The sequence below is a fragment of the Psychrobacter sp. CX18 genome, assembly GCF_057396215.1.
Genome location: NZ_JBXYJH010000003.1, coordinates 141,968 through 167,963 on the forward strand (window position 1 = coordinate 141,968; position 25,996 = coordinate 167,963).

Annotated in this window: 32 protein-coding genes and 1 tRNA gene; 7 read left to right on the forward strand and 26 right to left on the reverse strand. The window is 41.0% G+C overall.

Annotated features, from left to right (window positions below; translation table 11 throughout):
* Positions 1-2: 2 nt before the first annotated feature.
* From rplR to AC2SLT_RS02850, 23 genes are all read right to left on the reverse strand, one after another.
* Entirely contained in the window at positions 3-353 is a 351-nt protein-coding gene (gene rplR, locus AC2SLT_RS02740; RefSeq protein WP_486545983.1) for a 50S ribosomal protein L18, read from the reverse strand.
* An 11-nt stretch (positions 354-364) separates the two neighbouring features.
* Positions 365-898 carry a 50S ribosomal protein L6 gene (gene rplF / locus AC2SLT_RS02745; protein ID WP_486545984.1) on the reverse strand — a complete coding sequence of 178 codons (534 nt, stop codon included), beginning with the start codon at positions 896-898 and terminating at the stop codon, positions 365-367.
* 192 nt (positions 899-1,090) lie between these two features.
* Complete coding sequence (rpsH, locus tag AC2SLT_RS02750) at positions 1,091-1,489, reverse strand: 30S ribosomal protein S8 (RefSeq protein ID WP_486545985.1); 399 nt, start codon at positions 1,487-1,489, stop codon at positions 1,091-1,093.
* Positions 1,490-1,501: 12 nt separating this feature from the next.
* Entirely contained in the window at positions 1,502-1,807 is a 306-nt protein-coding gene (rpsN, locus tag AC2SLT_RS02755) for a 30S ribosomal protein S14 (protein WP_486545987.1), read from the reverse strand.
* A gap of 12 nt (positions 1,808-1,819) precedes the next feature.
* Positions 1,820-2,356 carry a 50S ribosomal protein L5 gene (gene rplE / locus AC2SLT_RS02760; RefSeq protein WP_486545989.1) on the reverse strand — a complete coding sequence of 179 codons (537 nt, stop codon included), beginning with the start codon at positions 2,354-2,356 and terminating at the stop codon, positions 1,820-1,822.
* A 21-nt stretch (positions 2,357-2,377) separates the two neighbouring features.
* Positions 2,378-2,695 carry a 50S ribosomal protein L24 gene (gene rplX, locus AC2SLT_RS02765; protein ID WP_486545991.1) on the reverse strand — a complete coding sequence of 106 codons (318 nt, stop codon included), beginning with the start codon at positions 2,693-2,695 and terminating at the stop codon, positions 2,378-2,380.
* A gap of 9 nt (positions 2,696-2,704) precedes the next feature.
* Positions 2,705-3,073, reverse strand: coding sequence for a 50S ribosomal protein L14 (gene rplN, locus AC2SLT_RS02770; protein WP_007394238.1), 369 nt, complete (start codon positions 3,071-3,073; stop codon positions 2,705-2,707).
* 141 nt (positions 3,074-3,214) lie between these two features.
* Positions 3,215-3,502: a 30S ribosomal protein S17 gene (gene rpsQ, locus AC2SLT_RS02775; protein ID WP_486545992.1), complete on the reverse strand. Its 288-nt coding sequence runs from the start codon at positions 3,500-3,502 to the stop codon at positions 3,215-3,217.
* Entirely contained in the window at positions 3,502-3,696 is a 195-nt protein-coding gene (rpmC, locus tag AC2SLT_RS02780) for a 50S ribosomal protein L29 (RefSeq protein WP_486545994.1), read from the reverse strand. The genes rpsQ and rpmC overlap by 1 nt, the downstream gene beginning before the upstream one ends.
* A complete protein-coding gene (gene rplP / locus AC2SLT_RS02785; RefSeq protein WP_486545995.1) occupies positions 3,696-4,109 on the reverse strand; it encodes a 50S ribosomal protein L16 in 414 nt (137 codons plus the stop codon). The genes rpmC and rplP overlap by 1 nt, the downstream gene beginning before the upstream one ends.
* A gap of 3 nt (positions 4,110-4,112) precedes the next feature.
* On the reverse strand, positions 4,113-4,850 hold the full coding sequence (rpsC, locus tag AC2SLT_RS02790) for a 30S ribosomal protein S3 (RefSeq protein WP_486545996.1): 738 nt from the start codon (positions 4,848-4,850) through the stop codon (positions 4,113-4,115).
* A 3-nt stretch (positions 4,851-4,853) separates the two neighbouring features.
* The gene (gene rplV / locus AC2SLT_RS02795; protein ID WP_011959717.1) at positions 4,854-5,183 is read right to left on the reverse strand and encodes a 50S ribosomal protein L22; all 330 of its coding nucleotides are present in this window, start codon (positions 5,181-5,183) and stop codon (positions 4,854-4,856) included.
* A gap of 10 nt (positions 5,184-5,193) precedes the next feature.
* Positions 5,194-5,469, reverse strand: a complete 276-nt coding sequence (gene rpsS, locus AC2SLT_RS02800; RefSeq protein WP_486545998.1) for a 30S ribosomal protein S19 — start codon at positions 5,467-5,469, stop codon at positions 5,194-5,196.
* 12 nt (positions 5,470-5,481) lie between these two features.
* On the reverse strand, positions 5,482-6,312 hold the full coding sequence (gene rplB, locus AC2SLT_RS02805) for a 50S ribosomal protein L2 (protein ID WP_486545999.1): 831 nt from the start codon (positions 6,310-6,312) through the stop codon (positions 5,482-5,484).
* Between the two features lie 11 nt (positions 6,313-6,323).
* Positions 6,324-6,686, reverse strand: coding sequence for a 50S ribosomal protein L23 (rplW, locus tag AC2SLT_RS02810; protein ID WP_486546001.1), 363 nt, complete (start codon positions 6,684-6,686; stop codon positions 6,324-6,326).
* Complete coding sequence (rplD, locus tag AC2SLT_RS02815) at positions 6,683-7,285, reverse strand: 50S ribosomal protein L4 (protein WP_486546003.1); 603 nt, start codon at positions 7,283-7,285, stop codon at positions 6,683-6,685. Before rplD ends, rplW begins: the two co-directional genes overlap by 4 nt.
* A gap of 14 nt (positions 7,286-7,299) precedes the next feature.
* A complete protein-coding gene (gene rplC, locus AC2SLT_RS02820) occupies positions 7,300-7,938 on the reverse strand; it encodes a 50S ribosomal protein L3 (protein ID WP_486546004.1) in 639 nt (212 codons plus the stop codon).
* 96 nt (positions 7,939-8,034) lie between these two features.
* The gene (rpsJ, locus tag AC2SLT_RS02825) at positions 8,035-8,346 is read right to left on the reverse strand and encodes a 30S ribosomal protein S10 (protein WP_007394248.1); all 312 of its coding nucleotides are present in this window, start codon (positions 8,344-8,346) and stop codon (positions 8,035-8,037) included.
* A gap of 406 nt (positions 8,347-8,752) precedes the next feature.
* A complete protein-coding gene (locus AC2SLT_RS02830; RefSeq protein WP_486546005.1) occupies positions 8,753-10,744 on the reverse strand; it encodes an Rne/Rng family ribonuclease in 1,992 nt (663 codons plus the stop codon).
* A 275-nt stretch (positions 10,745-11,019) separates the two neighbouring features.
* On the reverse strand, positions 11,020-11,691 hold the full coding sequence (locus tag AC2SLT_RS02835; RefSeq protein ID WP_486546006.1) for a Maf family protein: 672 nt from the start codon (positions 11,689-11,691) through the stop codon (positions 11,020-11,022).
* A 249-nt stretch (positions 11,692-11,940) separates the two neighbouring features.
* Positions 11,941-12,417, reverse strand: coding sequence for a rod shape-determining protein MreD (gene mreD / locus AC2SLT_RS02840; protein WP_486546007.1), 477 nt, complete (start codon positions 12,415-12,417; stop codon positions 11,941-11,943).
* A 148-nt stretch (positions 12,418-12,565) separates the two neighbouring features.
* A complete protein-coding gene (gene mreC, locus AC2SLT_RS02845; protein WP_486546008.1) occupies positions 12,566-13,480 on the reverse strand; it encodes a rod shape-determining protein MreC in 915 nt (304 codons plus the stop codon).
* A gap of 22 nt (positions 13,481-13,502) precedes the next feature.
* Positions 13,503-14,531: a rod shape-determining protein gene (locus tag AC2SLT_RS02850; protein ID WP_486546009.1), complete on the reverse strand. Its 1,029-nt coding sequence runs from the start codon at positions 14,529-14,531 to the stop codon at positions 13,503-13,505.
* Between the two features lie 829 nt (positions 14,532-15,360).
* Here AC2SLT_RS02850 and gatC point away from each other — a divergent pair.
* The 4 genes from gatC (at position 15,361) to AC2SLT_RS02870 (ending at position 19,659) form a co-directional block, all read left to right on the forward strand.
* Complete coding sequence (gene gatC / locus AC2SLT_RS02855) at positions 15,361-15,702, forward strand: Asp-tRNA(Asn)/Glu-tRNA(Gln) amidotransferase subunit GatC (protein ID WP_486546011.1); 342 nt, start codon at positions 15,361-15,363, stop codon at positions 15,700-15,702.
* A gap of 177 nt (positions 15,703-15,879) precedes the next feature.
* On the forward strand, positions 15,880-17,391 hold the full coding sequence (gene gatA, locus AC2SLT_RS02860; protein ID WP_486546013.1) for an Asp-tRNA(Asn)/Glu-tRNA(Gln) amidotransferase subunit GatA: 1,512 nt from the start codon (positions 15,880-15,882) through the stop codon (positions 17,389-17,391).
* Positions 17,392-18,009: 618 nt separating this feature from the next.
* A complete protein-coding gene (gatB, locus tag AC2SLT_RS02865; RefSeq protein ID WP_486546014.1) occupies positions 18,010-19,515 on the forward strand; it encodes an Asp-tRNA(Asn)/Glu-tRNA(Gln) amidotransferase subunit GatB in 1,506 nt (501 codons plus the stop codon).
* Positions 19,516-19,582: 67 nt separating this feature from the next.
* Positions 19,583-19,659 (forward strand) — tRNA-Pro (locus AC2SLT_RS02870).
* A 211-nt stretch (positions 19,660-19,870) separates the two neighbouring features.
* Here the strand turns inward: AC2SLT_RS02870 and AC2SLT_RS02875 are convergent.
* The 3 genes from AC2SLT_RS02875 to AC2SLT_RS02885 all read right to left on the reverse strand — a co-directional run bounded on the left by AC2SLT_RS02875 (position 19,871) and on the right by AC2SLT_RS02885 (position 22,954).
* Positions 19,871-20,587: a response regulator gene (locus tag AC2SLT_RS02875; RefSeq protein ID WP_486546016.1), complete on the reverse strand. Its 717-nt coding sequence runs from the start codon at positions 20,585-20,587 to the stop codon at positions 19,871-19,873.
* 24 nt (positions 20,588-20,611) lie between these two features.
* Positions 20,612-22,216, reverse strand: a complete 1,605-nt coding sequence (locus tag AC2SLT_RS02880) for an ATP-binding protein (protein WP_486546017.1) — start codon at positions 22,214-22,216, stop codon at positions 20,612-20,614.
* A gap of 228 nt (positions 22,217-22,444) precedes the next feature.
* A complete protein-coding gene (locus AC2SLT_RS02885) occupies positions 22,445-22,954 on the reverse strand; it encodes an EF-hand domain-containing protein (protein ID WP_486546019.1) in 510 nt (169 codons plus the stop codon).
* Between the two features lie 353 nt (positions 22,955-23,307).
* On the opposite strand from AC2SLT_RS02885, the gene fic reads away from it, so the two are divergent.
* The 3 genes from fic to AC2SLT_RS02900 all read left to right on the forward strand — a co-directional run bounded on the left by fic (position 23,308) and on the right by AC2SLT_RS02900 (position 25,955).
* On the forward strand, positions 23,308-24,408 hold the full coding sequence (gene fic / locus AC2SLT_RS02890) for a protein adenylyltransferase Fic (protein WP_486546021.1): 1,101 nt from the start codon (positions 23,308-23,310) through the stop codon (positions 24,406-24,408).
* 128 nt (positions 24,409-24,536) lie between these two features.
* A complete protein-coding gene (locus tag AC2SLT_RS02895) occupies positions 24,537-24,809 on the forward strand; it encodes a type ISP restriction/modification enzyme (RefSeq protein ID WP_486546023.1) in 273 nt (90 codons plus the stop codon).
* Between the two features lie 120 nt (positions 24,810-24,929).
* A complete protein-coding gene (locus AC2SLT_RS02900; protein WP_486546024.1) occupies positions 24,930-25,955 on the forward strand; it encodes a hypothetical protein in 1,026 nt (341 codons plus the stop codon).
* Positions 25,956-25,996: the final 41 nt, after the last annotated feature.

The window sequence follows — 25,996 nt, forward strand, 5'->3', positions numbered from 1 at the left end:
GATTAAAACTCCAATCCATTTTCACGAGCGGCTTCTGCCAATGCTTTAACACGACCATGGTATTTAAAACCACTGCGGTCAAAGGCGACTTTAGTGATACCAGCAGACTTACCACGTTCAGCAATAAGTTTACCCACAGCTGTCGCTGCTTCAACGTTACCAGTAGCACCAGAACGCAATGTTTCATCAAGCGTCGACGCTTGAGCTAAAACTTCTCCGCCGGTTGGAGAAATGATCTGAGCATAGATATGGCGTGGAGTACGGTTAACTACTAACCGATGCACACCCAAATAGCGGATGTGGGCACGTGTTTTTTTAGCTCGACGTAAGCGAGCAGCTTTCTTATCAAACATGTCATTTCACCTTATTTTTTCTTAGCTTCTTTACGAACCACATGCTCGTCACTGTAACGAATACCTTTACCTTTATATGGTTCAGGTGGACGATATCCACGGATTTTCGCAGCAGCTTGACCCAAAGCTTGTTTGTCGTTTGATTTTAAAACGATTTCAGTTTGGCTTGGCGTTTCAGCAGTAACACCTTCTGGCAGTGTATATTCGACTGGGTGTGAGTAACCAACGTTCAATGTTACTTTATTACCAGCAACTTGAGCACGGTAACCAACACCAATCAACTGAAGTTTTCTTTCAAAACCATCAGAAACACCGATAATATAGTTGTTTAACGTAGAACGCATTGTACCAGTGTGCATCCACGCATCTTTTGAGTCAGAAACAGGTGATAAGATCAGTTGATCATCTTCTTGTTTTAGCTCGACCAAATCATGCAGGTGTAAAGACATTGTACCTTTGCTGCCTTTAACTTCAACCTGCTGACCGTTCAAAGTAACACTTACGCCTTTAGGCAGTGTTACTGGGGCTTTAGCCACACGAGACATAGGAATATCCTTTAATAACAGATAAATAACGAATGATTACGAAAAAATTAACAGGCACTAGGCCTGTTAATTTAAATAATCAGCTCTATATTACTCAAGCTTTTACTATTAGAGTTAATAGAGGCCTAAATAAAGGCGCCTATTATAACTGATTAACAGTGTTTTAAAAAGCTAAATAATACAAATTAAAATTTAGGCGACAAATGCGATGATCTCGCCACCAATACCAGCAGCGCGCGCAGCACGATCACTCATGATGCCCTGGCTGGTAGATACGATAGCCACACCTAAACCTTGCTGTACCGACGGGATTGAATCCTTACCACGGTATTGACGAAGTCCTGGACGACTAAAGCGTTTGATTACTTCAATAACAGGCTTGCCTTCATAGTATTTTAATTCAATACTTAATGTTGCTTTGCCATTACCTTCATCAGTTACTTCAGCAGATGCTATGTAACCTTCTGAAACTAGTAAATCAGCAATTGACTTACGTAGTTTTGAGCTTGGCATAGCGACTGAAACTTTACGTGCCATTTGTGCGTTACGAATACGGGTTAGCATATCTGCAACGGTATCTTGCATACTCATAGTATTACTCCCTTACCAACTTGCTTTACGAACGCCTGGTACATCACCTTGCATTACGCGCTCGCGTAAAATGTTACGGGATAAACCAAACTTACGGAAGTAACCATGAGGACGACCAGTAACACCACAACGGTTACGTAATCTTACTGGAGACGAGTTACGCGGTAGTGATTGAAGTTCAAGAATGGCTTCCATTCGCTCTTCATCACTTGCGTTCATGTCACTTATGATTGCCTTAAGCTTCGCACGCTTCTCAGCATACTTAGCAACCATTTTCTCGCGCTTTAATTCGCGATTAATCATGCTCTTTTTTGCCATAATGCTTTATTCCTATTTGAATGGGAAGCCGAATGCTTTAAGCAGTGCGCGACCCTGCTCGTCGGTCTGAGCAGATGTCGTGATAGTGATATCAAGCCCACGAAGGCGATCAATTTTATCATAGTCAACTTCTGGGAAAACGATTTGCTCTTTGATACCTAACGAGTAGTTACCGCGTCCGTCAAATGCTTTTGGAGAAAAACCACGGAAGTCACGGATACGTGGGATTGCGATAGCAATGAGACGATCTAAAAACTCATACATTTGCTCGCCACGAAGTGTCACTTTACAACCAATTGGCCATTCTTCACGAATTTTAAAGCCTGCGACAGATTTACGTGCTTTAGTGACGACTGGTTTCTGACCGGCAATTGCCGTCATATCAGCCACGGCACCTTCCAAAATCTTTTTATCTTGAGAAGCACCGCCAACACCCATATTAAGAGTAATTTTGGTGATCTTTGGTACTTGCATGACATTTTTTAAGCCCAAATCATCTTGAATCTGTTGCTTTAATTTGTCATTGTATAATGATTTTAATCTAGCCATTGCTATTACACCCTTAGTGTTTTACGCAGTCGCCACTACTTCACCATTTGAACGATAGACACGTTGCTTATTGCCATTTTCGTCAAACTGGTAAGTAATACGATCAGCTTTTTGGGTTTGCGCATTAAAAATTGCGACGTTAGAGATATGTAAAAATGCTTCTTGCTTAAGAATGCCACCTTCAACACCAGTTGCCGCATTAGGCTTTTGATGTTTAGTGACAATGTTAATGCCTTCTACTTTAATACGGTCATTTTTTACCGCTAGCACAACGCCTTGTTTGCCTTTGTCTTTCCCAGCAATAACAATAACATTGTCGCCTTTACGTAATTTAGCCATGGGTTACCTCTACAGTACTTCTGGTGCTAGTGATACAATCTTCATGAATTGATCACCACGTAGTTCACGAGTTACCGGCCCAAAGATACGAGTGGCAATCGGGGCTTTATTCTGGTTAAGCAACACAGCAGCATTATCGTCAAAGCGAAGGACTGAACCATCTGGACGACGTACACCTTTTTTGGTACGTACAACCACAGCATTCATAACATCGCCTTTTTTAACACGACCACGCGGTATTGCTTCTTTCACAGATACTTTAATGATGTCGCCGACAGAGGCATAACGGCGATGTGAACCGCCTAAAACCTTGATACATTGAACGCGTCGTGCACCACTATTATCTGCAACTTCCAGAATTGTTTCAGTCTGAATCATTGCGTTACTCCAATCATATGCGAAAAGGCGTTAACTACTGTGTAAAATAACTTTATATAATTAACACTTAAATAAAGCGCTCACTTAGTGTTACCACAAGGGGGCGTATTTTACCAGTAATTAAAGCCAATTGCAATTTGCTTATATTTTTTTAGCTGTTTCAACAACGTCTAGTAACTTCCAAGCTTTAGTCTTAGAGATTGGGCGGGTTTCAACGATGCGAACCACGTCCCCTTCATTACAGACATTGTCTTCGTCATGGGCTTTAATCTTTGTAGAACGACGGATCTGCTTACCATACAGAGGATGGCGAACTTTACGTTCAACCAATACTGTAATAGACTTTTCCATCTTGTTACTGACAACCTTACCAGTAACAATACCTACATCTGTGCCCGATTGTTCGGTTTGTTGAATATCGTCACTCATTAGGCGCCTCTTTGTTTTTCATTAATCAAAGTCTTGATTTTAGCAATCGCACGGCGATTTGCTCTGACTTCGTGGGTGCTACCTAGTTGACCGGTGGCTTTGGCCATACGAAGACGAAAGGCATCAAGCTGCTTCTCATCTAGTAATCCAGTCAGCTCTTCTACTGATTTTTCACGTAATTCACTGATCTTCATTACATTATCGTCCGCTTAACAATGGTAGTTTTGAAGGGAAGCTTAGCCGCAGCAAGCGTAAACGCTTCACGTGCTAACTCTTCTGAAACCCCTTCGATCTCATAAAGCATTTTACCTGGTTTGATTTCGCATACCCAGTACTCAACAGGACCTTTACCTTTACCCATACGAACTTCTAATGGCTTTTCAGTAATTGGCTTATCAGGGAATACACGGATCCAGATCTTACCACCGCGCTTAACCTTACGAGTAATAGTACGACGAGCCGCTTCAATTTGACGAGCGGTCATACGACCGCGACCAACTGATTTAAGGCCAAATTGACCAAATGCAACGGTGCTTCCACGATGTGCTAAACCCGTGTTACGCCCTTTATGCATTTTACGAAATTTGGTACGTTTTGGTTGTAACATAGCTTAACCTCTATCTGTGTTTGCTCTGTCTGAACGACGGTTTCCACGTCCGCGGCGCTTAGGGGCACGAGGCTTATCTTCTTTCTTTGGAGGATTGTAAACACTATCCATACCATCAAGAATTTCACCACGGAAAATCCATACTTTAACACCGATAGTTCCGTAGGTAGTCTCAGCACGAACCGATGCATAGTCAATATCTGCACGAAGCGTATGTAAAGGTACACGACCTTCACGATACCACTCAGTACGAGCAATCTCTGCACCGCCTAAACGACCAGACAATTCAACTTTAATACCTTGAGCACCAGAACGCATACTGTTTTGAACCGCACGTTTCATAGCACGACGGAACATAACACGGCGTTCTAATTGACTTGCAATACCTTCAGCAACTAGTCGAGCATCTAAGTCAGGAGAAGTAATTTCTTCGATATTAACCTGAGCAGGAACACCCATCATGTTGGTCAACTCTTTCTGTAACTTCTCAATATCTTCACCTTTTTTTCCGATAACAATACCAGGACGCGCCGTTGAAATCGTGATTTTAGCGGCACCCGTAGGGCGCTCAATCATGATATGGCTTATCATAGCGTTATCTAGCTTTTTGCGAAGATAATCACGTACTTGAATGTCATTTAAAAGATATTCAGAGTATTGCTTAGGGTCTGCATACCAGTTAGCGTTGTGCTTTTTGACAACACCAAGACGAATTCCGATTGGATGTACTTTTTGTCCCATGAATTATTCTCCTACCTTAACTGTGATGTGACAGGTACGCTTACTGATACGATCAGCACGACCTTTTGCACGTGGTAGGATACGCTTTAGCGTGATGCCTTCATCCACATAGATAGTTGATACTTTTAGGGTATCAATATCTAGACCGTGGTTGTGCTCAGCATTGGCGATTGCAGATTCAAGACATTTCTTGACAAATACTGCGCCTTTTTTGTTGCTGAACGCAAGGATATCCAAAGCACGCTCGATAGACTTACCACGAACTTCATCTGCGACAAGTCGAACTTTCTGTGCCGAAATGGCGGCACCGCGTAATTTTGCAGTTACTTCCATAGTGAGCACCTTATTTTTTTGCTTTCTTGTCAATGCCGTGACCGCGGTATGTGCGAGTCGGGGCAAATTCACCTAGTTTATGGCCAACCATTTGCTCACTAATAATAACCGGTACGTGAGTACGGCCATTATGAACAGAAATAGTTAGACCAACCATTTGTGGTAAAATCATCGAGCGACGTGACCAAGTTTTAATTGGCTTGCGAGAGTTAGACTCGATAGCAGTTTCTACTTTGGCAAACAGATGCGCATCAATGAATGGACCTTTTTTCAATGAACGAGGCATGAAATTTTTCCTTTATTTCTTCTTGGCGCGACGGCGACGGATGATCATACTGTCAGTACGCTTGTTAGAACGCGTTTTAAGACCTTTGGTCTTCTGACCCCATGGCGTTGTTGGATGTTTACCCATTGTACGACCTTCACCACCACCATGTGGGTGATCGACTGGGTTCATCGCTGTACCGCGAACCGTTGGGCGAACACCACGCCAACGTGATGCACCTGCTTTACCAAGTGATTTTAGGTTATTTTCAGTATTAGAAACTTCACCAATGACTGCACGGCAATTAATGTGTACACGGCGAGTTTCACCAGAACGTAAACGTAAAATAGCATAAATGCCATCTTTGCCGAGTAACTGAACTGAAGCACCGGCTGAACGCGCAAGTTGAGCGCCTTTACCAATTTTAAGTTCGATATTACTGATCGTCGTACCTACTGGGATATTCTTAAGGGGTAGACAGTTACCTGGACGAATTGGAGAAGTCTCGCCAGACATCACTGAATCACCAACTTGTAATTTCTTAGGTGCAATAATATAACGACGCTCACCATCAGCGTACTTAAGTAATGCAATATGAGCAGTACGGTTAGGATCGTATTCAATACGCTCTACTGTCGCTGGGATATTGTCTTTAGTACGTTTAAAGTCGATAATACGATAGTGTTGCTTGTGCCCACCACCGATATGACGTGAGGTTATACGACCATTATTATTACGACCACCTGATTTGCCTTGTGCTTCAACAAGTGGAGCATGCGGACGACCTTTATAAAGGTGTGGATGCACCACTTTCTCAACAAAACGGCGACCTGGTGATGTTGGCTTTGCTTTTACGATAGGCATAATTTGTATCCTTATTCGTTGTTCGCTGTTTCGCTAGTCGATGCTGCAGTATCTGCAACCTCTTCACCAGCATCAGCCATTTGACCATTTTGAACAGCTGCTTGACCAGCTTTTAAGGTAACATAGGCCTTTTTATAGTCATTACGACGGCCGATATTTTTACCAAAACGCTTCGTCTTACCTTTAACATTTAATGTGTTTACTTTAGTTACTTCAACACCATCAAACATTAACTCGACTGCTTTTTTGATTTCACGCTTAGTGGCATTCTTATCTACTTTAAATACTTGTACACCTAGCGAGTCACCTAGCAGCTGAGATTTTTCTGAGAACACAGGCCCTTTTAAGACCTGATAAAGTCTTGCGTTATTCATGCTAGTGCTTCCTCAAATTGTTTCGCTGCGTCAACAGACATGATGACTTTATCAAACGCAATCAAGCTAACAGGATCCACTTCATTAGTGCCTAGTACATTCACATGTGGAATGTTACGAGCTGCTAAATAAAGGTTTTCATCAACTTCATTGGTCACGATTAATGCTTTAGGTGCATTAAGTTCTGCCAATTTGCTTATCAGCTCTTTTGTCTTTGGAGCTGAAACAGTTATTTCATCCACTAAAATAAGACGATCTTGGCGAACTAATTCAGCTAAAATACACTGCATAGCACCACGATACATTTTACGGTTCACTTTTTGTGACCAATCTTGTGGTTTGGCAGCAAATGCTCGACCACCACTACGCCAGATAGGGCTACGAATAGAGCCTGCGCGAGCACGACCTGTACCTTTCTGACGCCATGGCTTGATACCACCGCCAGAAACTTCAGCACGAGTCTTTTGTGCGCGGGTACCTTGACGTGCGCCTGCTAAATAAGCAGTGACGACCTGGTGAACGAGGGCTTCGTTGAATTCACGACCAAATGCCGTGTCAGACAGCTCAACCGCTGCGCCTGTAACAGTTTTTAAATTCACGTTAATCCCCTTGCTTAGGCTTTGATTGACGGACGTACGATGACATCGCCACCATTGGCACCAGGTACGGCACCTTTAATGACGAGAAGACCTTTTTCAGCGTCTACTGACACGACTTCAAGTCCTTGAACGGTAACTTGTTTGTTACCCATTTGCCCTGGCATTTTCTTACCTTTGAAAACTTTACCTGGGCTTTGGTTCTGACCTGTTGACCCTAGTACACGATGCGAAATAGAGTTACCATGAGTCGCATCTTGCATACTAAAATTATGACGCTTTACGCCACCTTGGAAGCCTTTACCTTTACTTTGACCTGTAACATCAACAAGTTGCCCTGCTTCAAATAGGTCAGCAGCAATTTCACCGCCAGCTTCACGTCCTTCTAGCTCTTCTTCTGTAACACGAAATTCCCATACACCACGTCCTGCTTTTACGCCGGCTTTGGCAAAGTGACCTTTTTGTGCTGCTGTTACGCGGCTGTCACGACGCTCACCTGTGGTGACTTGGATGGCTTGATAGCCGTCAGTGTCATTCGTTTTGATTTGAGTAATGCGGTTTGCATCGACCTCAACGACTGTTACAGGAATAGAAGCGCCTGTTTCAGTGAAGACACGGGTCATGCCGCATTTCTTACCGACTAAACCGATCGCCATGTTAAACCTCTTTAATATCTTCAATTAATAGTTTGGGGTAATATCTAAAAGTCGCGCTATATTAATCATTACGCTTAATTATTGACGCGCCTTTGATTAACCCAATGCGATTTGAACGTCTACACCAGCAGCCAAGTCCAACTTCATCAATGCATCTACGGTTTTATCAGTAGGTTGCACGATGTCAAGCATACGCTTGTGAGTACGAATCTCGTACTGATCTCGCGCGTCTTTATTGACGTGTGGCGAGGTTAGGACGTTGAAACGCTCAATGCGAGTAGGCAACGGTACAGGACCACAAACTTGCGCACCAGTGCGCTTTGCGGTATCGACAATCTCTTGTGCCGACTGATCGATTAATCTATGATCAAAAGATTTTAGTCGGATACGGATTCTCTGGTTAGCCATGCCAGCAAGCTCCTAATAAGTGGTTTTATCATTATTAATAGCCTTCAATAGGTTTTTAATGATAAATAGCCGTTATATAAATGATTTATTTTTTGGTTAAATCGTGATGCTAATCACACTCAACATTTTCAAAAAACAAAATAAATTTAATCCTTGCCCACCATTTCCAAAATCGGAAGGTAGCAAAGAAGAATGAAATTAGTGCCAAAAACGATGCTTCGGCTGTATTAACGTCAAGATTTTTATGTGTTAATTGCTAAATATGCTGCCATATTTGCATGACACTGACTTGAAACGCTCATATAAATTCAGTGGAATGTATTATACAGAGCTTGCAATAAATTGCAAGACCAATATAAAAAATTAATGAGAGGTTGACTCTTTTAAAGATATCAAACGCTTGAACTTAGTCGAGTACAATATCATATTGCTCTTGCGTATATAGATTTTCGACTTCAAAGGTAATCACGCGTCCTAGTAAATACTCAAGATCTGCCACAGTGTCTGCCTCTGAAGACAATAATAAATCAATAACAGACGCATGCGCTACCACCGTGAACTTCTTCGGAGAATTATACGTACGAGCACAGCGCATAATCTCTCGAAATATTTCAAAACAAACCGTTTCTGCTGTTTTGATAAATCCTTTACCACCGCAAGTTTTACAAGGCTCACACAGCTGTTGTTCTAATGATTCGCGGGTTCTCTTGCGAGTCATCTCAACCAACCCCAACTCGCTTACCTGAGTGATTTTAGTTTTGGCATAATCTTGTGACAGCTGGTGTTGCAAATTTTCTAACACATCGTCTTTATGTTCTTGCTCAAGCATATCAATGAAATCAAGAATGATAATCCCACCTAAATTGCGTAATCGTAGCTGTCTTGCAATCGCATGTGTTGCTTCAAGATTAGTCTTATAGACGGTATCCTCAAGTGAGCGCCCACCCACAAACGAGCCTGTATTGACATCGATGGTTGTCATTGCTTCTGTCTGATCAATAATCAAGTAGCCACCTGATTTTAAATCGACTCTTCGTTTGAGGGCATCTCTTAAATCCTCCTCAACGCGGTGGACATCAAATAAAGGCTGCTCACCCGAATATGGAATAATACGCGGATAAATAAAGGGTACAAACTCCTTAGCAAACTGCCGCACCTCATTGTACATCCCTTCATGATCAACTATGACCTTTTCAGTATCGGGATGCACCAGATCGCGGATCGAGCGAAGCGGTAATGATAACTCTTGATAAATGAGTACTGCAGGCTGACTGCTGATCGCTGAGGCATCTTTACGCGCTTGGATGGTGCGCCATAGCTGGACCAGATAATAAATATCTTCTTCAAGTTTGGCAACTGGCACGCGCTCAGCTGCTGTCCTTGCGATAAGGCCACCCGTTAAGTTGACCGTCTGCATCAGTGACGCAAGCTCCGTTTTTAAACGGTGGCGCTCCTCTTCATTATCAATACGTTGTGAAATACCTATGTGCTCGCTTGAGGGCAGATAGACTAAGTAGCGAGACGGCAGAGATATATTTGTGGTTAACCTTGCCCCTTTTGTTCCTAACTGATCCTTAGTCACTTGCACTAAGATTTTTTGACCTTCTTGCAGACGATACTGAATCAGCTCATGTCTAGGGGGCTCAATAACCTTACGCTCTTTAACTGGTGCAGACTTGACATCTGCTTTAGTAATGGCATTTCCAACGATATCTGGGGAATCGTCGTCACTTGTTGCGTCCCTAGTTGCGCCGCTTGTTACCTCGCTAGTTGCTTCGTCATATAAGCTATTATCTAATAAGTCATTTTGCAGATTATCCAATTCATCTGCCATTGCTGACTGCTTTTCACTAAGACCATTGCTTTCAGGCTGTATTTTGCTAGTGATAGTGGCAGCGTTGTTATCATCAAGACTTAAAGAAGAATCCTGATCTGCATAATGTAATGCCGCTGATGCCTCTGTGGTTGAGGTAATATTTGGGGATGTGGTGGAAGGTGATGATTCAGAATTTGAAGCCTTATCGGCACACTCACTATCTTCAATATCGGTATTATTTTCGGCAATATGCTCATAGCGATCGACTGGCATACTTGCCAAGATACTAGGTTCATGCTTCGTCTTGTGCCGTGCTACAGATGGAGATGCCGTCTTCTGAGGAGAAGCACGTGCAACACGCCGCATATCATTAACGTGTAAAAAAGCGGTACGTGATTGTCCAATTTCAACGAATGCCGCCTGCATTCCAGGTAAGACACGAACCACTGTACCCAGATAAATATTTCCTACCAGTCCAAGCTTATTATGCCGTTCAATATAAACCTCGCTGACCACGCCGTTGTCTAAGACTGCGACCCGAGATTCCATTGGACTGACATTGATGAGTAGCTCTTCTGACATAGCAGACCTTTTATTTTTTATTGAGATGATTGTATTTTGATGTTAAGCGTAACGAGGATACTTATTACCAATTATTTTAGATGCTAATATTTTAGATGCTAACGGTTGACTATAAGGTGTAACGCGGGCTGTTTCACAACCTATATCATGATCATGGTTTGTTCTAATCGTTTGTTCTAATCTTTGAAGATTGACAGTGTACCATTGAGTTTGGCAAATTGTTATATAGGGGTTGTGTATATCTGTGTGGAAACTAAGCTTAACCCTTCAATGCCTTATAATGAATTTAAATTATTCTGTTGTTGAGTGATTTGCTCAATCGCTTGTAAGGTTTGGGCCAATGGCAACCCTACAACATTGGTATAACTCCCATTAATCCGCTCTACCCAACATGCTCCCTTGCCTTGAATAGCATACCCTCCAGCTTTGTCTACAGGCTCTCCTGTCTGCCAATAATTTTCCATAGCTTTTTCGTCTAAGGGTATAAACTTGACCTCAGTTTTCTCTAAAATAGTATCATGAAAGCTAACATTACCCTGCTCATTAACAAATGTTAATTTTACAGCTGTCCACACCGCATGTTGTACGCCTGACATGCTACGCCACATAGCGAACGCATCTGTCTTATCCCTCGGCTTAATCAAAATAGACTTACCATCTGGCAACACGCCTATGGTATCAGCGGTGATAATTAATTTAGAGCTATGAGGATTGTTCACATCTGTCTTATTTATGTTTGATGGATTATTTTCTTTTGCCGTATCAAACAGTTGCTTGCAAGCTTGTTGCGCTTTAGCTTCTACCATTCTCACGATATAATCTTGGGGCAATTCATTGGGTCTAACAGTCTCATCCACATCTACTGAAAATGTGACAAACTTCATACCTGATAAACCTAACAGTTGTTGTCTTCGTGGCGAGGTGGATGCCAAAATAATTTCAATCATAAAATTGCCATATCTAGAGTCTGTTGAACATTCAAATATTTTTTTCTTTTAGGTAAGCTCATTTAATCTAAAAATAGTAAGACGCCAAAATGTGACAGCGCCTCATAGAGTTACGAGTCACTAAACTAGGGCATATCCCCCATTCATAAAATGACATTTAAAAGGCTGATTATTTTAAACACTACTGGATTTTAAATAACTGGCCTAAATAAAGAGACGTAGATGTTGTGTTTATATAACTCTCGACGTCTATCTAATAAAGCGAATGAGTGCCAGAAATACTACAGGCCAAGCGGCAATACTGATTAGTAGGCTGAATATTGCAGGAGTGAAAAAAATATTTTGAGTCAAATATTGTACTGTCCAAAGGCTTAATTGAAATACTATTAAACCAGCCGAAGCTAGTATCCAAGCTAGCGACAGATTTAGTTGCCTAATATAGCGCACCATTAGTCGAATTGAGAAAGCCATTAAAGTAGCAGAAAACGCCTGTTGACCTAGACGGGTATCTAACAGTAAGTCTGCAATAATACCTATCGCAAATGCCGTGCCGACTCCCACATAGCGAGGCTTAAAAATCAGCCAAAATGCAAGCACCATAATAAGCGCCATTGGACGCAATATCGAAGATTGTAAACTAAGGGGATAAATATTAACAACAGAGGCAATGACAAAACTTACGATAACGATCAGTACAGTCTGTATAGGACTTAAACGAGTTTTCATTATGATACCGGTAGCGCTTATTAATGAACCGCCATCAGCTAATATCAGCTATTAATAACGCTCATTATAAAGTGGCAGGCAGTTCGGTAATAGACTGTCACAAAACAATCGCCACTAATAAGGTGTATACATTAAAGTGTTGTGTAAGTTATGGTTCAGTAGATCGATTAACTGGTACATAAGGCATATCAGTTAACTCTAAAGATCCTGTAAAACTATCATTTGTAAAATTAGGTGCATTTTCACTATCTTGCATAATCAACACATAGGAGCTGTTAACAAAATCAGCAGCAGGCGCCACTTCTATATTCATAAAGTTGTCGTTCTGTTGCGGATTGATATACTCAATACGCCCTACTCTATAGCCTGCAGGAAAACGTCCTCCTAAGCCTGATGAAATTAGCTCATCTCCCACTCGAATATCAGACGTCTTAAATATATAGTCCAATTTTAGTGAACTTGGGGAACCTGTACCAGTGACAATCGCCCTTTGGCCCGTGCGCCTTACGGTAACTGAAACAGACTGCAACTCATCAGTAATGAGCAGTAAGCGGCTAGTATCTGGATAAACATTAATGATTTGACCCAAAATACCATTTTCATCGATAGCAGTTTGACCTACTTCGACACCATCTTTACTGCCTTTGTTAATAACAACTATCTGTTTAAGAGGGTTTGTATCGGTACCAATAACTTGAGCAAGATTTAACTCATACTGATCAGGCTTGGTTGTAGACAAAATACCTTGTAAACGTGCATTCTGAGCTAAAATATAGTCTTGCTGTTGTAGTTTGGCTTGAGCATGAAGCAATTGTGCATGCAATTGGATATTTTCACGACGCAATGCCTCTTTACTCTTCAAGGTCCCATCAGCCCAATGATTGACAAAGCTAGGTAATACAGACATTTGATAAAGGGGCTGCATTGCGGCATGACTAGCTCCCCGTAAAGGTGTAAACCAATCAGGGCTTTTGCTGTCTAGCAACATTAAAATCATAGCAACTAATAGTACCGCTGCTGTTTTACGAAGCGAGAGACTTTGATGAGCAAATATGCTTGCCATATTAAATATACTAACTTATCGACTATACAAAAATCATATTAAGACTTTTATTATTAATAAAAGCCAAGGCTGCACCACCACCACGACTCACACAGGTTAATGGATCTTCAGCCACTGTAACTGGCAAACCCGTTTCTTTAGAGATTAGTTTGTCGATATTACGTAGTAAGGCACCACCACCCGTTAACACTATGCCTCTCTCAGCAATATCAGAGGACAGCTCAGGCGGCGTTTGTTCTAAGGCAGTCTTAACAGCACTGACAATACCTGTCAATGAGTCACTGAGTGCCTTTTGTACTTCTTCTGAGGTGACAGTCAGAGTTTTTGGTACCCCTTCTGCCATACTACGGCCACGTACTTCAACTTCAAGTTTAGCATCTTCATCTATGGCAGAGCCAACACTGTGCTTAATACGCTCAGCGGTAGTTTCACCAATCACACAGCCATGATTACGACGTACATGAGTGATGATCGCTTCATCAAATATATCACCGCCAATGCGAATAGAATCCGCATAAACACAGCCTGACAGGGAAATAACGGCAATCTCAGTGGTACCACCGCCGATATCCACTACCATTGAGCCACTGGCTTCATGGACAGGCAAATCCGCCCCTATAGCAGCAGCCATTGGCTCTTCTAAAAGAAATACTTTGTTCGCACCAGCTGATGAAACAGCCTCTCGAATAGCCCGTCGCTCTACTAAAGTCGATTTGCAAGGCACACATACGACGACGTTTGGTTGAGCTAAAAAGCGTCTAGCTTTAACCTTATTGATGAAATGTTTTAGCATCTTTTGAGTGACTTCAAAATCTGCGATAACGCCATCTTTTAAAGGACGAATTGCGGTAATATTATCTGGGGTACGGCCCAACATTTGTTTTGCATCAATACCGACAGCGGCCACCGTTGGATTTTGAGTACGGTTACTACGTAGTGCAACAACCGTAGGCTCATCAAGAACCACTCCTTTTCCAGGTGTAAAAATCAAAGTGTTGGCAGTACCAAGATCAATGGCGATGTTGTTAGATAGAAATCCAAACGGGTTCATGTATCGTGTTCCAGCGTATTGCGAGTTAAAGAGAGCCGCTAATCAAAATAAACGATAAGCATTGCAATAAACGGCTCTCATAAGTGAGTTAATAATATAAAGTTACTAAAATATATTCTGAAGTATCGCCTAGCATAAACAAGCGCACACTCTAACCGAAGTTAAGTATGACGACAAGCTAAACTCAAAAAGTCTAATGTATAAATTAATCTATAAATACAGTGGCACAAATTATAGCGTTTAATTGATGATAAATCATGCCATTCTCTTAATTTTCACACTATTATTGTAAACTAATTGGTTTCTAACCATGTTAAAAGATTTTACAGCGTCTATCTAGGTTTTATATACGCTTCATAACTTAGCGATTGTTTCAGTAACATAGTACCTCTATGTGACCATTAATTTGCAAGTGATATAATAGATTAAATCATCATTACCTTGAGAATTAACTGACAAATTAATGTACTATTGATTGCTCAGTTTGTTTGACCACAATAGTTGTCGGCAAACTAAAGAGCAACAGTGTTACCCCCATCTATCTTCCTAGAGTAAGCTATTAAATAAGCAAGCCCTGAAAATAAGCTTCAGTTACTTTATAATAGCGTCACATATTTTTAGACATTATGCGTGTTAAAGCTCTAAAAAAAAAGTTATATTTTAACATAACTTAAAAGCTTATATAATTTAACATCTTTATACCTTCTATTAAAACCTATTAAAACGTTTAACTTAAGCCAAATCTTTAAAACTTTAATTTTAAAGCTCAATACCATTGTTTACAATATAAATGGTTTACGATAAAAATGCTAAGAAGGATATTTAATTCATGAGTACCGATAAATCAGACACTAACCAAAGCTCGATAAGCGATATTCGAGAAGATCAAATTTGCACAGCAGATATCCTACAAGTCGCCAAACTGTCCCGTCTCGCTATAGATGAGGACACCGCGCAACACTTTGCAGATGATATTGATAAGATCTTAAAGATGATGCAAACCATCGCACAGGTCGATACTGATAATTTAACACCCCTCTCCAACGTGCATGAAGCTGCTCAGGAGTTGCGCGCTGATATTCCTAATGCCGATATTGATCGTGAGCTTAATCAATCGATTGCGCCTGCCGTTGAGCAGGGACTGTATCTGGTACCTCAAGTTATTGACTAGGCCCTGTCTTTATTGACCTGTCTACATTAATAGCAACTCAATAAATAATAACTTAATAAATAGTAAATAATCGACAGTAACGTGCACGTTATCAAACTATCTATTTTCAATATTTGCCAATATCAATATTTGTAATATCAATAAAATTCATTTTAAATCGACTAAATGGACGCCTTTATGTCTGACCTACATCATTTATCTATTGCCCAGCTTGCCGATGGCTTACAAAGTCACCAATTCAGTAGTATTGATCTCACGGAACATTTTTTAAATCGTATTGAAAAGCTTGATTCTAAAATTAATAGTTTTATTACCGTGGATGCCGAAGGCGCTCGACAAGCGGCTAAAGCAGCCGATGAAAAACGTGCCGCAAATACAGAAGCGGCTAAGAATACACCCTTGCTCGGTATCCCTATGGCGCACAAAGATTTATTCTGTACCAAAGGTTTGTTAACTACCAGCGGCTCAAAGATGCTACATAACTTTGTCTCGCCTTATGATGCGACCATCGTTGCTAATATCCGTGAAGCAGGGGCAGTGTGTCTAGGTAAATTAAACATGGATGAGTTCGCCATGGGCTCAGATAATGAAAGCTCCTATTATGGTGCTGTCCATAACCCATGGAATACTGATCGTGTGCCAGGTGGCTCCTCAGGGGGCTCAGCGGCAGCCGTCGCAGCAGGGTTTGTGCCTTTTGCGACGGGTAGTGATACGGGTGGCTCTATTCGTCAACCTGCCTCATTCTGTGGCTTAACGGGTATCAAGCCAACTTATGGCCGTGTGTCTCGCTTTGGGATGATTGCTTATGCGTCGAGTTTAGATCAGGCTGGCACTTTTGGGCGTAGTGCTGAGGACTGTGCTTATCTATTGCATCCGATGGCAGGTCATGACCCTCGTGACGCCACCTCAATTAATCGCCCTGTACCAAACTATATCAGCGATATGAAATCAGCTGTAGAGCAAGCCGATGCTGACAAGCCTTTTGCTGGATTACGCATTGGTGTGGCTAAGGAATACTTCGGTGACGGATTGGATGCTGAGGTTGAATCTAAAGTTCGAGCAGCACTGAAACAATATGAAGACTTAGGGGCGACTATCGTAGAAGTACATATTACAGACCCCAAAATTACCCTAGCAACCTACTATATGTTAGCGCCTGCTGAAGCCTCGTCCAACCTCTCTCGCTTTGATGGGGTACGCTTTGGCTATCGCTGCGAGAATCCAAAAGACTTAGCAGACTTGTATACTCGCTCTCGCTCTGAAGGCTTTGGTGATGAGGTTCAGCGCCGTATTTTAATGGGTACTTATGCCCTATCCGCTGGTTATTTTGATGCTTACTATACCAAAGCGCAAAAGGTGCGCCGTGTAATATTGGACGACTTCGACAAAGCATTTGCCAGTTGTGATTTCATTGCCAGTCCGACAGCACCGACTGCCGCTTATAAGCTGGGTGAAGCTCTTGACCCTGTCGCGATGTATTTAGGTGACGTCTATACCATTGGTGTCAACTTAGCCGGTCTGCCTGCTATTAGTATGCCTGCGGGATTCACTGAATCTGGTTTACCCGTTGGACTACAATTGATCGGTAATCATTGGGATGATAGTAAATTATTATCAACGGCTCATTTGTTCCAACAATATACTGATTATCATACGAAGTTGTCGCCTGTTGCGCAGTCTGGGGCTTAGAGCGTAGCGTGGATGATAACCCACGACTTATTCTGTTAATACGTGGGTTTCACTGCGTTGCACCCACGCTACGCAACAATATTAGGTGTGGAAATTTCGTATATAGGTAGCTTTGGAGTGAGGTGCAGTTTAGTGCAGTAGCGTGGGTGATAACCCACGGCATATTCTGTTAATCCGTGGGTTTCACTGCGTTGCACCCACGCTACGCAACTCACCTACCCTATATGGGTTAAGAACCGCAAATGTGAATTTCAAGTGCGTTTTAGCCCTGACAGTAGCGGTATACTGCCAGTTTGGGCGGGTTGCGGGGTCTAGGTTTTGAGGGGGTGTCGAGGCAACAGCAACCACTCAAACCGTGTCCCCGCCCCGCCTAGACTGGGAGATATAGCGGATGGCAGGATTGGCTCCAGATAATAATTTTTATAAATAAGACTTATGCAAATGTCACGATTTAAATCATTAATAGCGACTGGGGATTATTTATTGCGACTCTGGCATTACTGTACAGCTAGCGCAAATAAAGGATTACCAGTCGCTACCAATCTAAATTTGCGTCAGTCTAAATATATATTTTACAGTAACATTTTAAATTTAATACATTGAGTGATGGGAAAAGGTATGAACGAATTTCGAGAGATAGAAACGCGGAAAGAGTTGTTGGTCGATGGCTATGAAGTGGTCATCGGTATTGAGATTCATTGCCAGTTGAATACGGACAGTAAAATCTTTTCCAGCTCGCCAACGAAGTTTGGTAATGAGCCAAATACGCAAGCGAATATTGTTGATTTGGGCTTGCCTGGTGTGTTGCCAGTATTGAATGAAGGGCTTATTGAGCGTACTTTGAAATTCGGTATTGGGGTGAATGCGGAGCTTGGGTTACTCAATACGTTTGACCGTAAAAATTACTTTTACCCTGATCTGCCAAAAGGCTATCAAATCACGCAAATGGCAAACCCAATCGTGGGTAAAGGCTACATTGATGTCATCGTTAATGAGGGCGAGAAAGACGAATATAAAAAACGTATCGGCATCACCCGTGGGCATTTGGAAGAAGATGCGGGCAAGTCAGTGCATGATGCGGTTGCGGGCATGACCGGTGTGGATTTGAACCGTGCTGGGACGCCACTTATTGAGATTGTGTCTGAGCCTGATATGCGCTCCTCAAAAGAAGCGGTGGCTTATATTAAGGCGATTCATCAACTGGTCACGTGGCTTGATATCTCCGATGCGATTATGGCGGAAGGCTCGTTCCGCTGTGATTGTAATGTGTCTGTACGTCAACCGGGGGATGCGTTTGGGACTCGTACTGAGCTGAAAAACTTAAACTCGTTCCGTAATATTGAAAATGCGATAAACCGTGAGATTGATCGTCAGATTGATATTATTGAAGACGGTGGTTCAATCATTCAAGCGACGATGTTGTACGATCCAGAAATGGATGAAACGCGTATTATGCGGACTAAGGAAGATGCGGATGATTATCGCTATTTCCCTGATCCTGATCTGTTGCCTGTGCGTATTGAGCAAGCAACCGTCGATGCAATACGTGCAAAAATGCCTGAATTGCCTGTGGTGCGCCGTGAGCGCTTTGAGAAAGAGCTGGGTTTATCAGAATATGATGCCCGTGTGTTAACAGATAGCCGAGAGCTTGCGGATTATTTTGAAACGGTGCTTGAATCTGTCGGTACTCAGCATGCCAAACTAACTGCTAACTGGATGATGGGTGAGCTGTTAGGGGCGTTGAATAAAGATGATAAAACCATCACTGACTCCCCTATTAGTGAGGGTCAGTTAGCGGGATTGTTGAAGCGTTTAAACGACAATACTTTGTCTGGTAAACTGGCTAAGCAGGTGTTTACTGCCATGTATGAAGGCGAAGGTGGTGACGGTGATGATGCGGCGGATAAAATTATTGAAGCTAAAGGCCTGAAGCAGGAGACCGATACTGGTGCAATAAAGGCGATGGTTGAGGAAGTGATTGCCAATAATCAAGCAATGGTCGATGAGTATAGAGGTGGTAAGGAGAAGGCCTTTAATGGTCTAGTCGGTCAGGTGATGAAAGCCAGCCGTGGTAAGGCGAATCCTAAACAGGTCAATGAGATTTTGAAAGAGCTTTTGGGGTAGATTTTAGATGCTATATTGGCATTAGGACTTGCAATATTCCTAATAATCCGTAAAATAGTCAATCCATCGGGGCGTAGCGCAGTCTGGTAGCGCACTACACTGGGGGTGTAGTGGTCGCAGGTTCAAATCCTGCCGTTCCGACCAAATATTGCACGTTATAAAAGATTGCACGTTATAAAAGATTGCACGTTATAGGAAGGGCAGACCGTCATTGACCGTCTGCCCTTTTTTGCCTGCCTTTTAGCTAACCGAACCTCTTAACAGTTACCTTGTTATCCGATTTAATCCGTGGAAATCCGCTTAAATGGTGGATGTCGAGCAATACCAATATTGATAAGTGAGACTAGGTCTTTGGTTAATGCGCTAAACCATCTATTTTCACATCAAACATATAGCCTGCTCCATAGACTGAATGAATAAACTGGATATCTGGCCAGACACCCGCCAGCTTAGAACGAATCTTTTTGATATGACTGTCAATCGTACGATCATTGACAATATGGAAATCATCATACATATTGTCCATAAGCTGATCACGGCTATAGACCCTCTTTGGGTTGTCTATCATCGGTATTAATAATGAAACCTCGACCTTTGACAAGGCGATGCTTTTGTCCTGATATTTAAACTCTAGTAAATCATCGTCTAAGGTTGGGGAGTCAAAATGAACACTCGCTTGTGAATAGTGTTGTTGTCGACGTATCAAGGCATTGACCCTAGCTACTACCTCTTTAGGGCTATAAGGCTTACGCAAATAATCATCAGCACCTATCTCTAACCCAGTAATTAGATCATTTTCAGCAACTCTTGCGGTGGTAATCAAGATAGGCATATTATAATTTTGCGAACGGGCTTGTTTGCAAATATCATTGCCATCTACTGAGGGCAAGCTTAAATCTAAAATAATCAAATCTGGTTGGTAGCTGTCTATCGCTTCTTCTGCCTTGGCACCATCATGTACCAGTCGACAATCATAATCACTCGCACGTAGATAGTCTTGCAACACTATGGCAAGCTTCACCTCATCTTCTATGATTAAAACTTTATGTTTTGACACCTTCTTTTTTGACATATGGTTTTCTCGACTGCATTTAAATTATTTCGCTATGGACAAAATGATAACCACCTTTAATCCGCCCAAACTAGAGTGTTTAAAGTCAACACGACCACCGGCACCGGTTACAATATCATTGACAATTGACAGTCCCAAACCGCTACCGGCAAACTGCCGATTACGGCTTTTTTCTACTCGAAACAACGGCTCTGATAACCTAGGTAAGAGCTCTGTCGGCACGCTAGGCGCACTATCTTCCCAGGTCAGTATCAGCCTATCGTTTTTAACAGTAGTCTCTATTGTTATGCTGCCTTTTTGCTTTGGCGTACTGTCGGTATAACGTAATGAGTTTTGCAGTAAATTTTGCCAAATCTTAGTCAACGCCAATTGTGACAACAATACGTCTACCTCTTTATTGTGCCACTTAGTAGACAAACTCAAACCGACATTGGTAATGGCCTGTTCACTACGTTTAGCCAGTTGTATTAGTGATGGTTTAGGGTTTAAACGTTGAGAAGGTTTATTATTCATTCGACCTTGCACATTATTGGTATTTGGCTCATCAGTACTTAATAACGAGTTTGTAACGTCACTATCTAAGTCATTTTGAGCTAAATCTTTTAGAGGATTTCTGATATCACTCATTGCTGCGTGATGAAAGTCATCAAGCATCGTCGTTAAGCTGTTAATTTCCTGCTGCAACGACTCAAGTGACTCGTTATCAAGTTGCTTAATGCCATCTAGCATTGACTCAACCTCTGCTTTTAGTACGGCAACAGGTGTGCGTAAATCATGCGATATACTGCCCATCCATAGCCTTTTTTGTTCATCAAAAGTTGCCAGCTTATGCGCCATTTGATTAAATGATTGGCTAAGCTGCCCAAGCTCATCGTGACTAACAACAGGAATGCGGGTTTGGAAATCTCTATTTTTAAGTGCTTGAGTGGCCTGATTTAAATTTTTTATTGGCTGGGTAAATGTGTTTGCTAAATACTTTGCTAACAAGAAACTAAATACGATGCCAAGCGCCAATATAATCCATAATGTACGTTTAAAAGAGGCCAAATAAGCTTGCTGCTGTAGGCTACTAAATTCACTATTTTTTGGTAAAGCAAACGTGGCGATAACTTCACCAGAGCTGTCTGTTACGGGGCTTAGAAAATGTGTATCACTACTACCGATACTACGGCCGAATATTAAATTGTTCTCATTATCTACCAGCGATACGGGTATAATCGGCGGTTTATTAGGGCGACGTTGTGGCGCTTGGTCTGGGAGGGGTGACGGAGGTAAAAAGTCTGGTTGATTAGCCAAATTATTCGGCTCGCCTCTAACCTCTAAACGTTCTGGTGTACGCTTTTCGCCCCTATCTAGGGATGGCCTACCTAATTGTGGAGGTAAAGGTCTGTTTGGTTCATTGATAAAATCTTGCCTTGTAAAATGGGCAAAGGCATCGTTTATTGCTGTTATATATAGATCAGGCTGACTGATAAACTCTTGCCACTTAACAGGGTCGGTTGCATAATTTTGCTGCACGTTTTCAGCTAACGTATCCAAACTTTGACGTTTTTCAGCATTAAGATAGGTTGTAAAATCAGATTGAACTCGGTAATTGACTAATGCTGTTGTAGTCAACAGTAAAAACATGGCAAAGCATACAAAGTATAATTGCAATCGCCTCTGGATAGATAATGACGCAGAAAAGTCAGTAAGTTTTTTTAGCTTTTTGACCATGTTAATACCAAGTTAGGTTTCATTATCTTATTATAAAGTTTGCTGAATGATGTATTAACCCAAAAACTCAGACTAAAGTATTAGTCTGAGTTTTATTGTAACAAGATAAGATTGCTATTGTCGTAATATCAACTATGCAACCTAGCCGCGTCTTTGACGTTCAGGTTTTGGTGCATTTTCCAATTCTGCTTGGGTAATATAACCTTCGTTATTACTGTCTACTTGTGCAAAATGTCTGCTTAAAGGACCTTTGACTTCACTTTGAGATAGTTTGTTGTCCTTATTGGCATCCATCTTAGCAAATATTTCAGTTGCTGATGGCGGTTGACCATGTCGTTGTCCGCCACGCTTCATGTGTCCGCTAGGTTTATTGGCCTCTAATTCAGCTTGGGTAATATAACCGTCGTTATTGCTATCTACTTGCGTAAAATGTCGGCTTAAAGGGCCTTTAACTTCACTTTGTGATAGTTTGCTGTCCTTATTGGCATCCAATTTAGCAAATATCTCAGTAGCTGAAGGCGGTTGTCCACGCTCTTGGTCGTTATGGTCGTGCGCCTGGCTTGAAGCTGCATTAACGCCTGTTGCTGCCAATACTAAGCCTAATGTTAAAATTGTCGATTTTACCTTTGACTTCATTATTGTGTTTTTCATTTCAATACCTTTTAATAGTTTAGTTAAAACGTTTGGTTTAAAGTTAAAGATTACGTTTTATCCTTTAACTTGATAACCATCTTAGGTCTAAAATGTGCAACGAATAAGGACGCTATGTAAGCCTATGTTAGGTTAGCTTTCCACATTTATTTAATTTAATAGTTTAATATGCTTACGTTTTAAAGTTTTATCGACATGAGTTAAATGTCATGCTTATGCAATCGACATGTTAGTGATGTCATGTTTACGTTTTGCGATTTTATCGACATGAGCTAAATGTCATGTTTATGCAATCGACATATAAGTGGTATCATGTTTAAAATTTCTTCTTTTATAAACATGAGAGATAGACCATGCAAGTTAATACAAACTGGCAGGCTGAAGAACCTTATAATGACTTACCCTACCTACCTCCTAATCATGAACTTGAAACCAAACTCGTTCTAAAACTCTGCATCGAAGCACGTACTGCACTGGCAGGTCTAAAACAGGCAGGTAAATTGATACCCAACCAAGCGATGCTTATTAATATTATTCCAATACTAGAAGCTCAAAGTAGTAGTGAGATTGAGAACATAGTAACGACCAAAGATAAGCTGTTCCAATATGCTTATGATGACAACGTTGCTGATCATGCAACTAAAGAGGCCTTACGTTATCGGACTGCTTTATACGACGGTATAAATGCTATTAGGAACCGGCCTCTTACCAGCCTAACTGCCCTTCAAGTTTGCCAAACTATTAAGGGAACAAACCTTAATATTCGCAACAATAAAGGAACTGTTTTACAAAATAGCTTTGGCGAAGTTATTTATACGCCACCAGACAACCCTAAATCCATCCAAGATTTATTAGATAACTGGGAAAATTTTTTACATAGCGATGATGATTTAGACCCTTTGGTAAAAATGGCCGTCGCTCATTATCAATTTGAGGCGATACACCCCTTTTTCGATGGTAACGGCCGTACAGGTAGAGTAATAAATATTTTATATTTAATCGAAAAACAATTACTCGATTTACCGATATTATATTTGAGCCGATATATCATCAATAACAAAGCAGGTTACTATAATGGGTTAAAGGGTGTCACAGAACGTCAGGACTGGGAGACATGGCTTATTTATATGCTAAACGCAGTCCGAGAAACAAGCGAATGGACGACAGATAAAATATTAGCCATTAAAGAGTTACATGCTAATACCAGTCTGCTAATAAAAGAAAAAGCCAACAATATTTATAGCCATGAATTGGTCAATATAATCTTTGAGATGCCCTATTGCCGAATTAGCAATCTTGTCGATAGAGATATTGCTAAGCGTCAAACTGCTAGTAGTTATCTAAAAACACTAGTGGATATTGGAATATTAACAGATAAAAAGGTCGGTAAAGAGAAGCTCTTTATTAATCAAAACCTAATGAACTTATTACATAGTGATGAGTTAATTCGTTAACTCCTTGTATAAATGAGTAAGGCTCGCCTGCTACAATATAAATTATAAAGTTGTGGCTAGTAGTGGTTTCCTAATATTGCTACTATCAAGCAATTACTCAATCACTACCTAACTATAATACTCGTAGGATGACCAAGACCAATATTGGTTTTGAGCCGCTAAAAGATAATGTCAGTATCGGCAAGGTATGGATTAAGGATAAGCAGTATTTTGACAATGTACCGTTAATCGCTTGGGAGTTTTATATCGGTGGCTACCAGCCCGCTAAAAAATGGCTTAAAGACCATCAAGAGCGCACACTAGCGATGGATGATATTAAGCATTATATGAATATCATTGCTACACTAACCTTAAGGCATGTGCTAATGCAAAAAATCGATAAAATTGAAGGGTTGGTTTAGACCGTTGTACCGTTTTGCAAGGCTAGGATTAATTACTCGAACGACTGTCATTTTCACACCTTTAAGCAGTCACCGCCTTGCATCTTTTTTAATGGTTTAAGGGTGTGTAAAGGTGTGATTGTGGGAACTTTATTAGATGAATTGAAAGAGCGTGAAAAGGACTTTATTTTAGTGGACGATTTTCTGAGAGTTTTATCAGAAATAAGTAAGAGTCCAGTTGATGAAGTAATAGCGTACTTGATGGCTCATGGTTTCGATGAGTTAGTTAGTGTTTTCTATAGAGATAGTTACTATAACTTTTCATCAGCAGAAGAAGTATTACCCAACGGAGGAGCACTTGCTACCTATAACGTTCTTCATAGTGATAAGAGAGATTTTACTTATTTCCTGAAATCTGATTTAGCAAAGTTTGAGCCCATAAAAAAATTCAACCTTTCTATATTAGAGGATTATAAACACAAGCCAATTCAATCGTCAGCCCCTCCACCCCCAAACCACTTAAGTGGAATTAGCTATAATCCTAAAAATCAAAAAACTATAAGTCATTCTACTAAGATAAATGATATAAAGAATTTAGATATCGATAACGAGCGACAAAAAAAACGTATAGCTGAGCTTGAAGCAGAACTTGCGAAAGCTAAAAAAAATAGAACTCAGGTTGTTAACATTCCCTTTGGTAAACGAATTGATATGACTGACAAAAGTTTACCTCATGAAGAACGATTAAAGCAATCTTACGAGATATTTAGCCATGACATAGCATTTTATGAAGATACACACCCAGTCAATACGCCTGATGAAATGATTAAACGCATTCAAGGTTTGATTAAGACATTAAGAAAGAAAGATTTGAAAGTTAAAGAGTTAGAAAGAGAGCTTGAAATAGCGACTAATCCTGAAATATCCACTATAAATGATAGAACCGAAAAAAGCTTTTTAATCACTATAGGTATATTGCTAGAACTTCTTAAAACATCGAAAGGCTTTGATGCTAAGGGCAAACCAAATAAACCTCTCTATCAAAGCCAAGCCGCAATAATTGGAGATATTTTGGAGAAAAGAATCTATGGACAAGGTGAAACTACCTTAGAAACTCGTTTTGGCTTAGCTAATGATGCTCTTGATAATGCTAAAAAGAAACGTTGAATATTAATAGCTATTACCCCAAATAAAATACACACCTCATT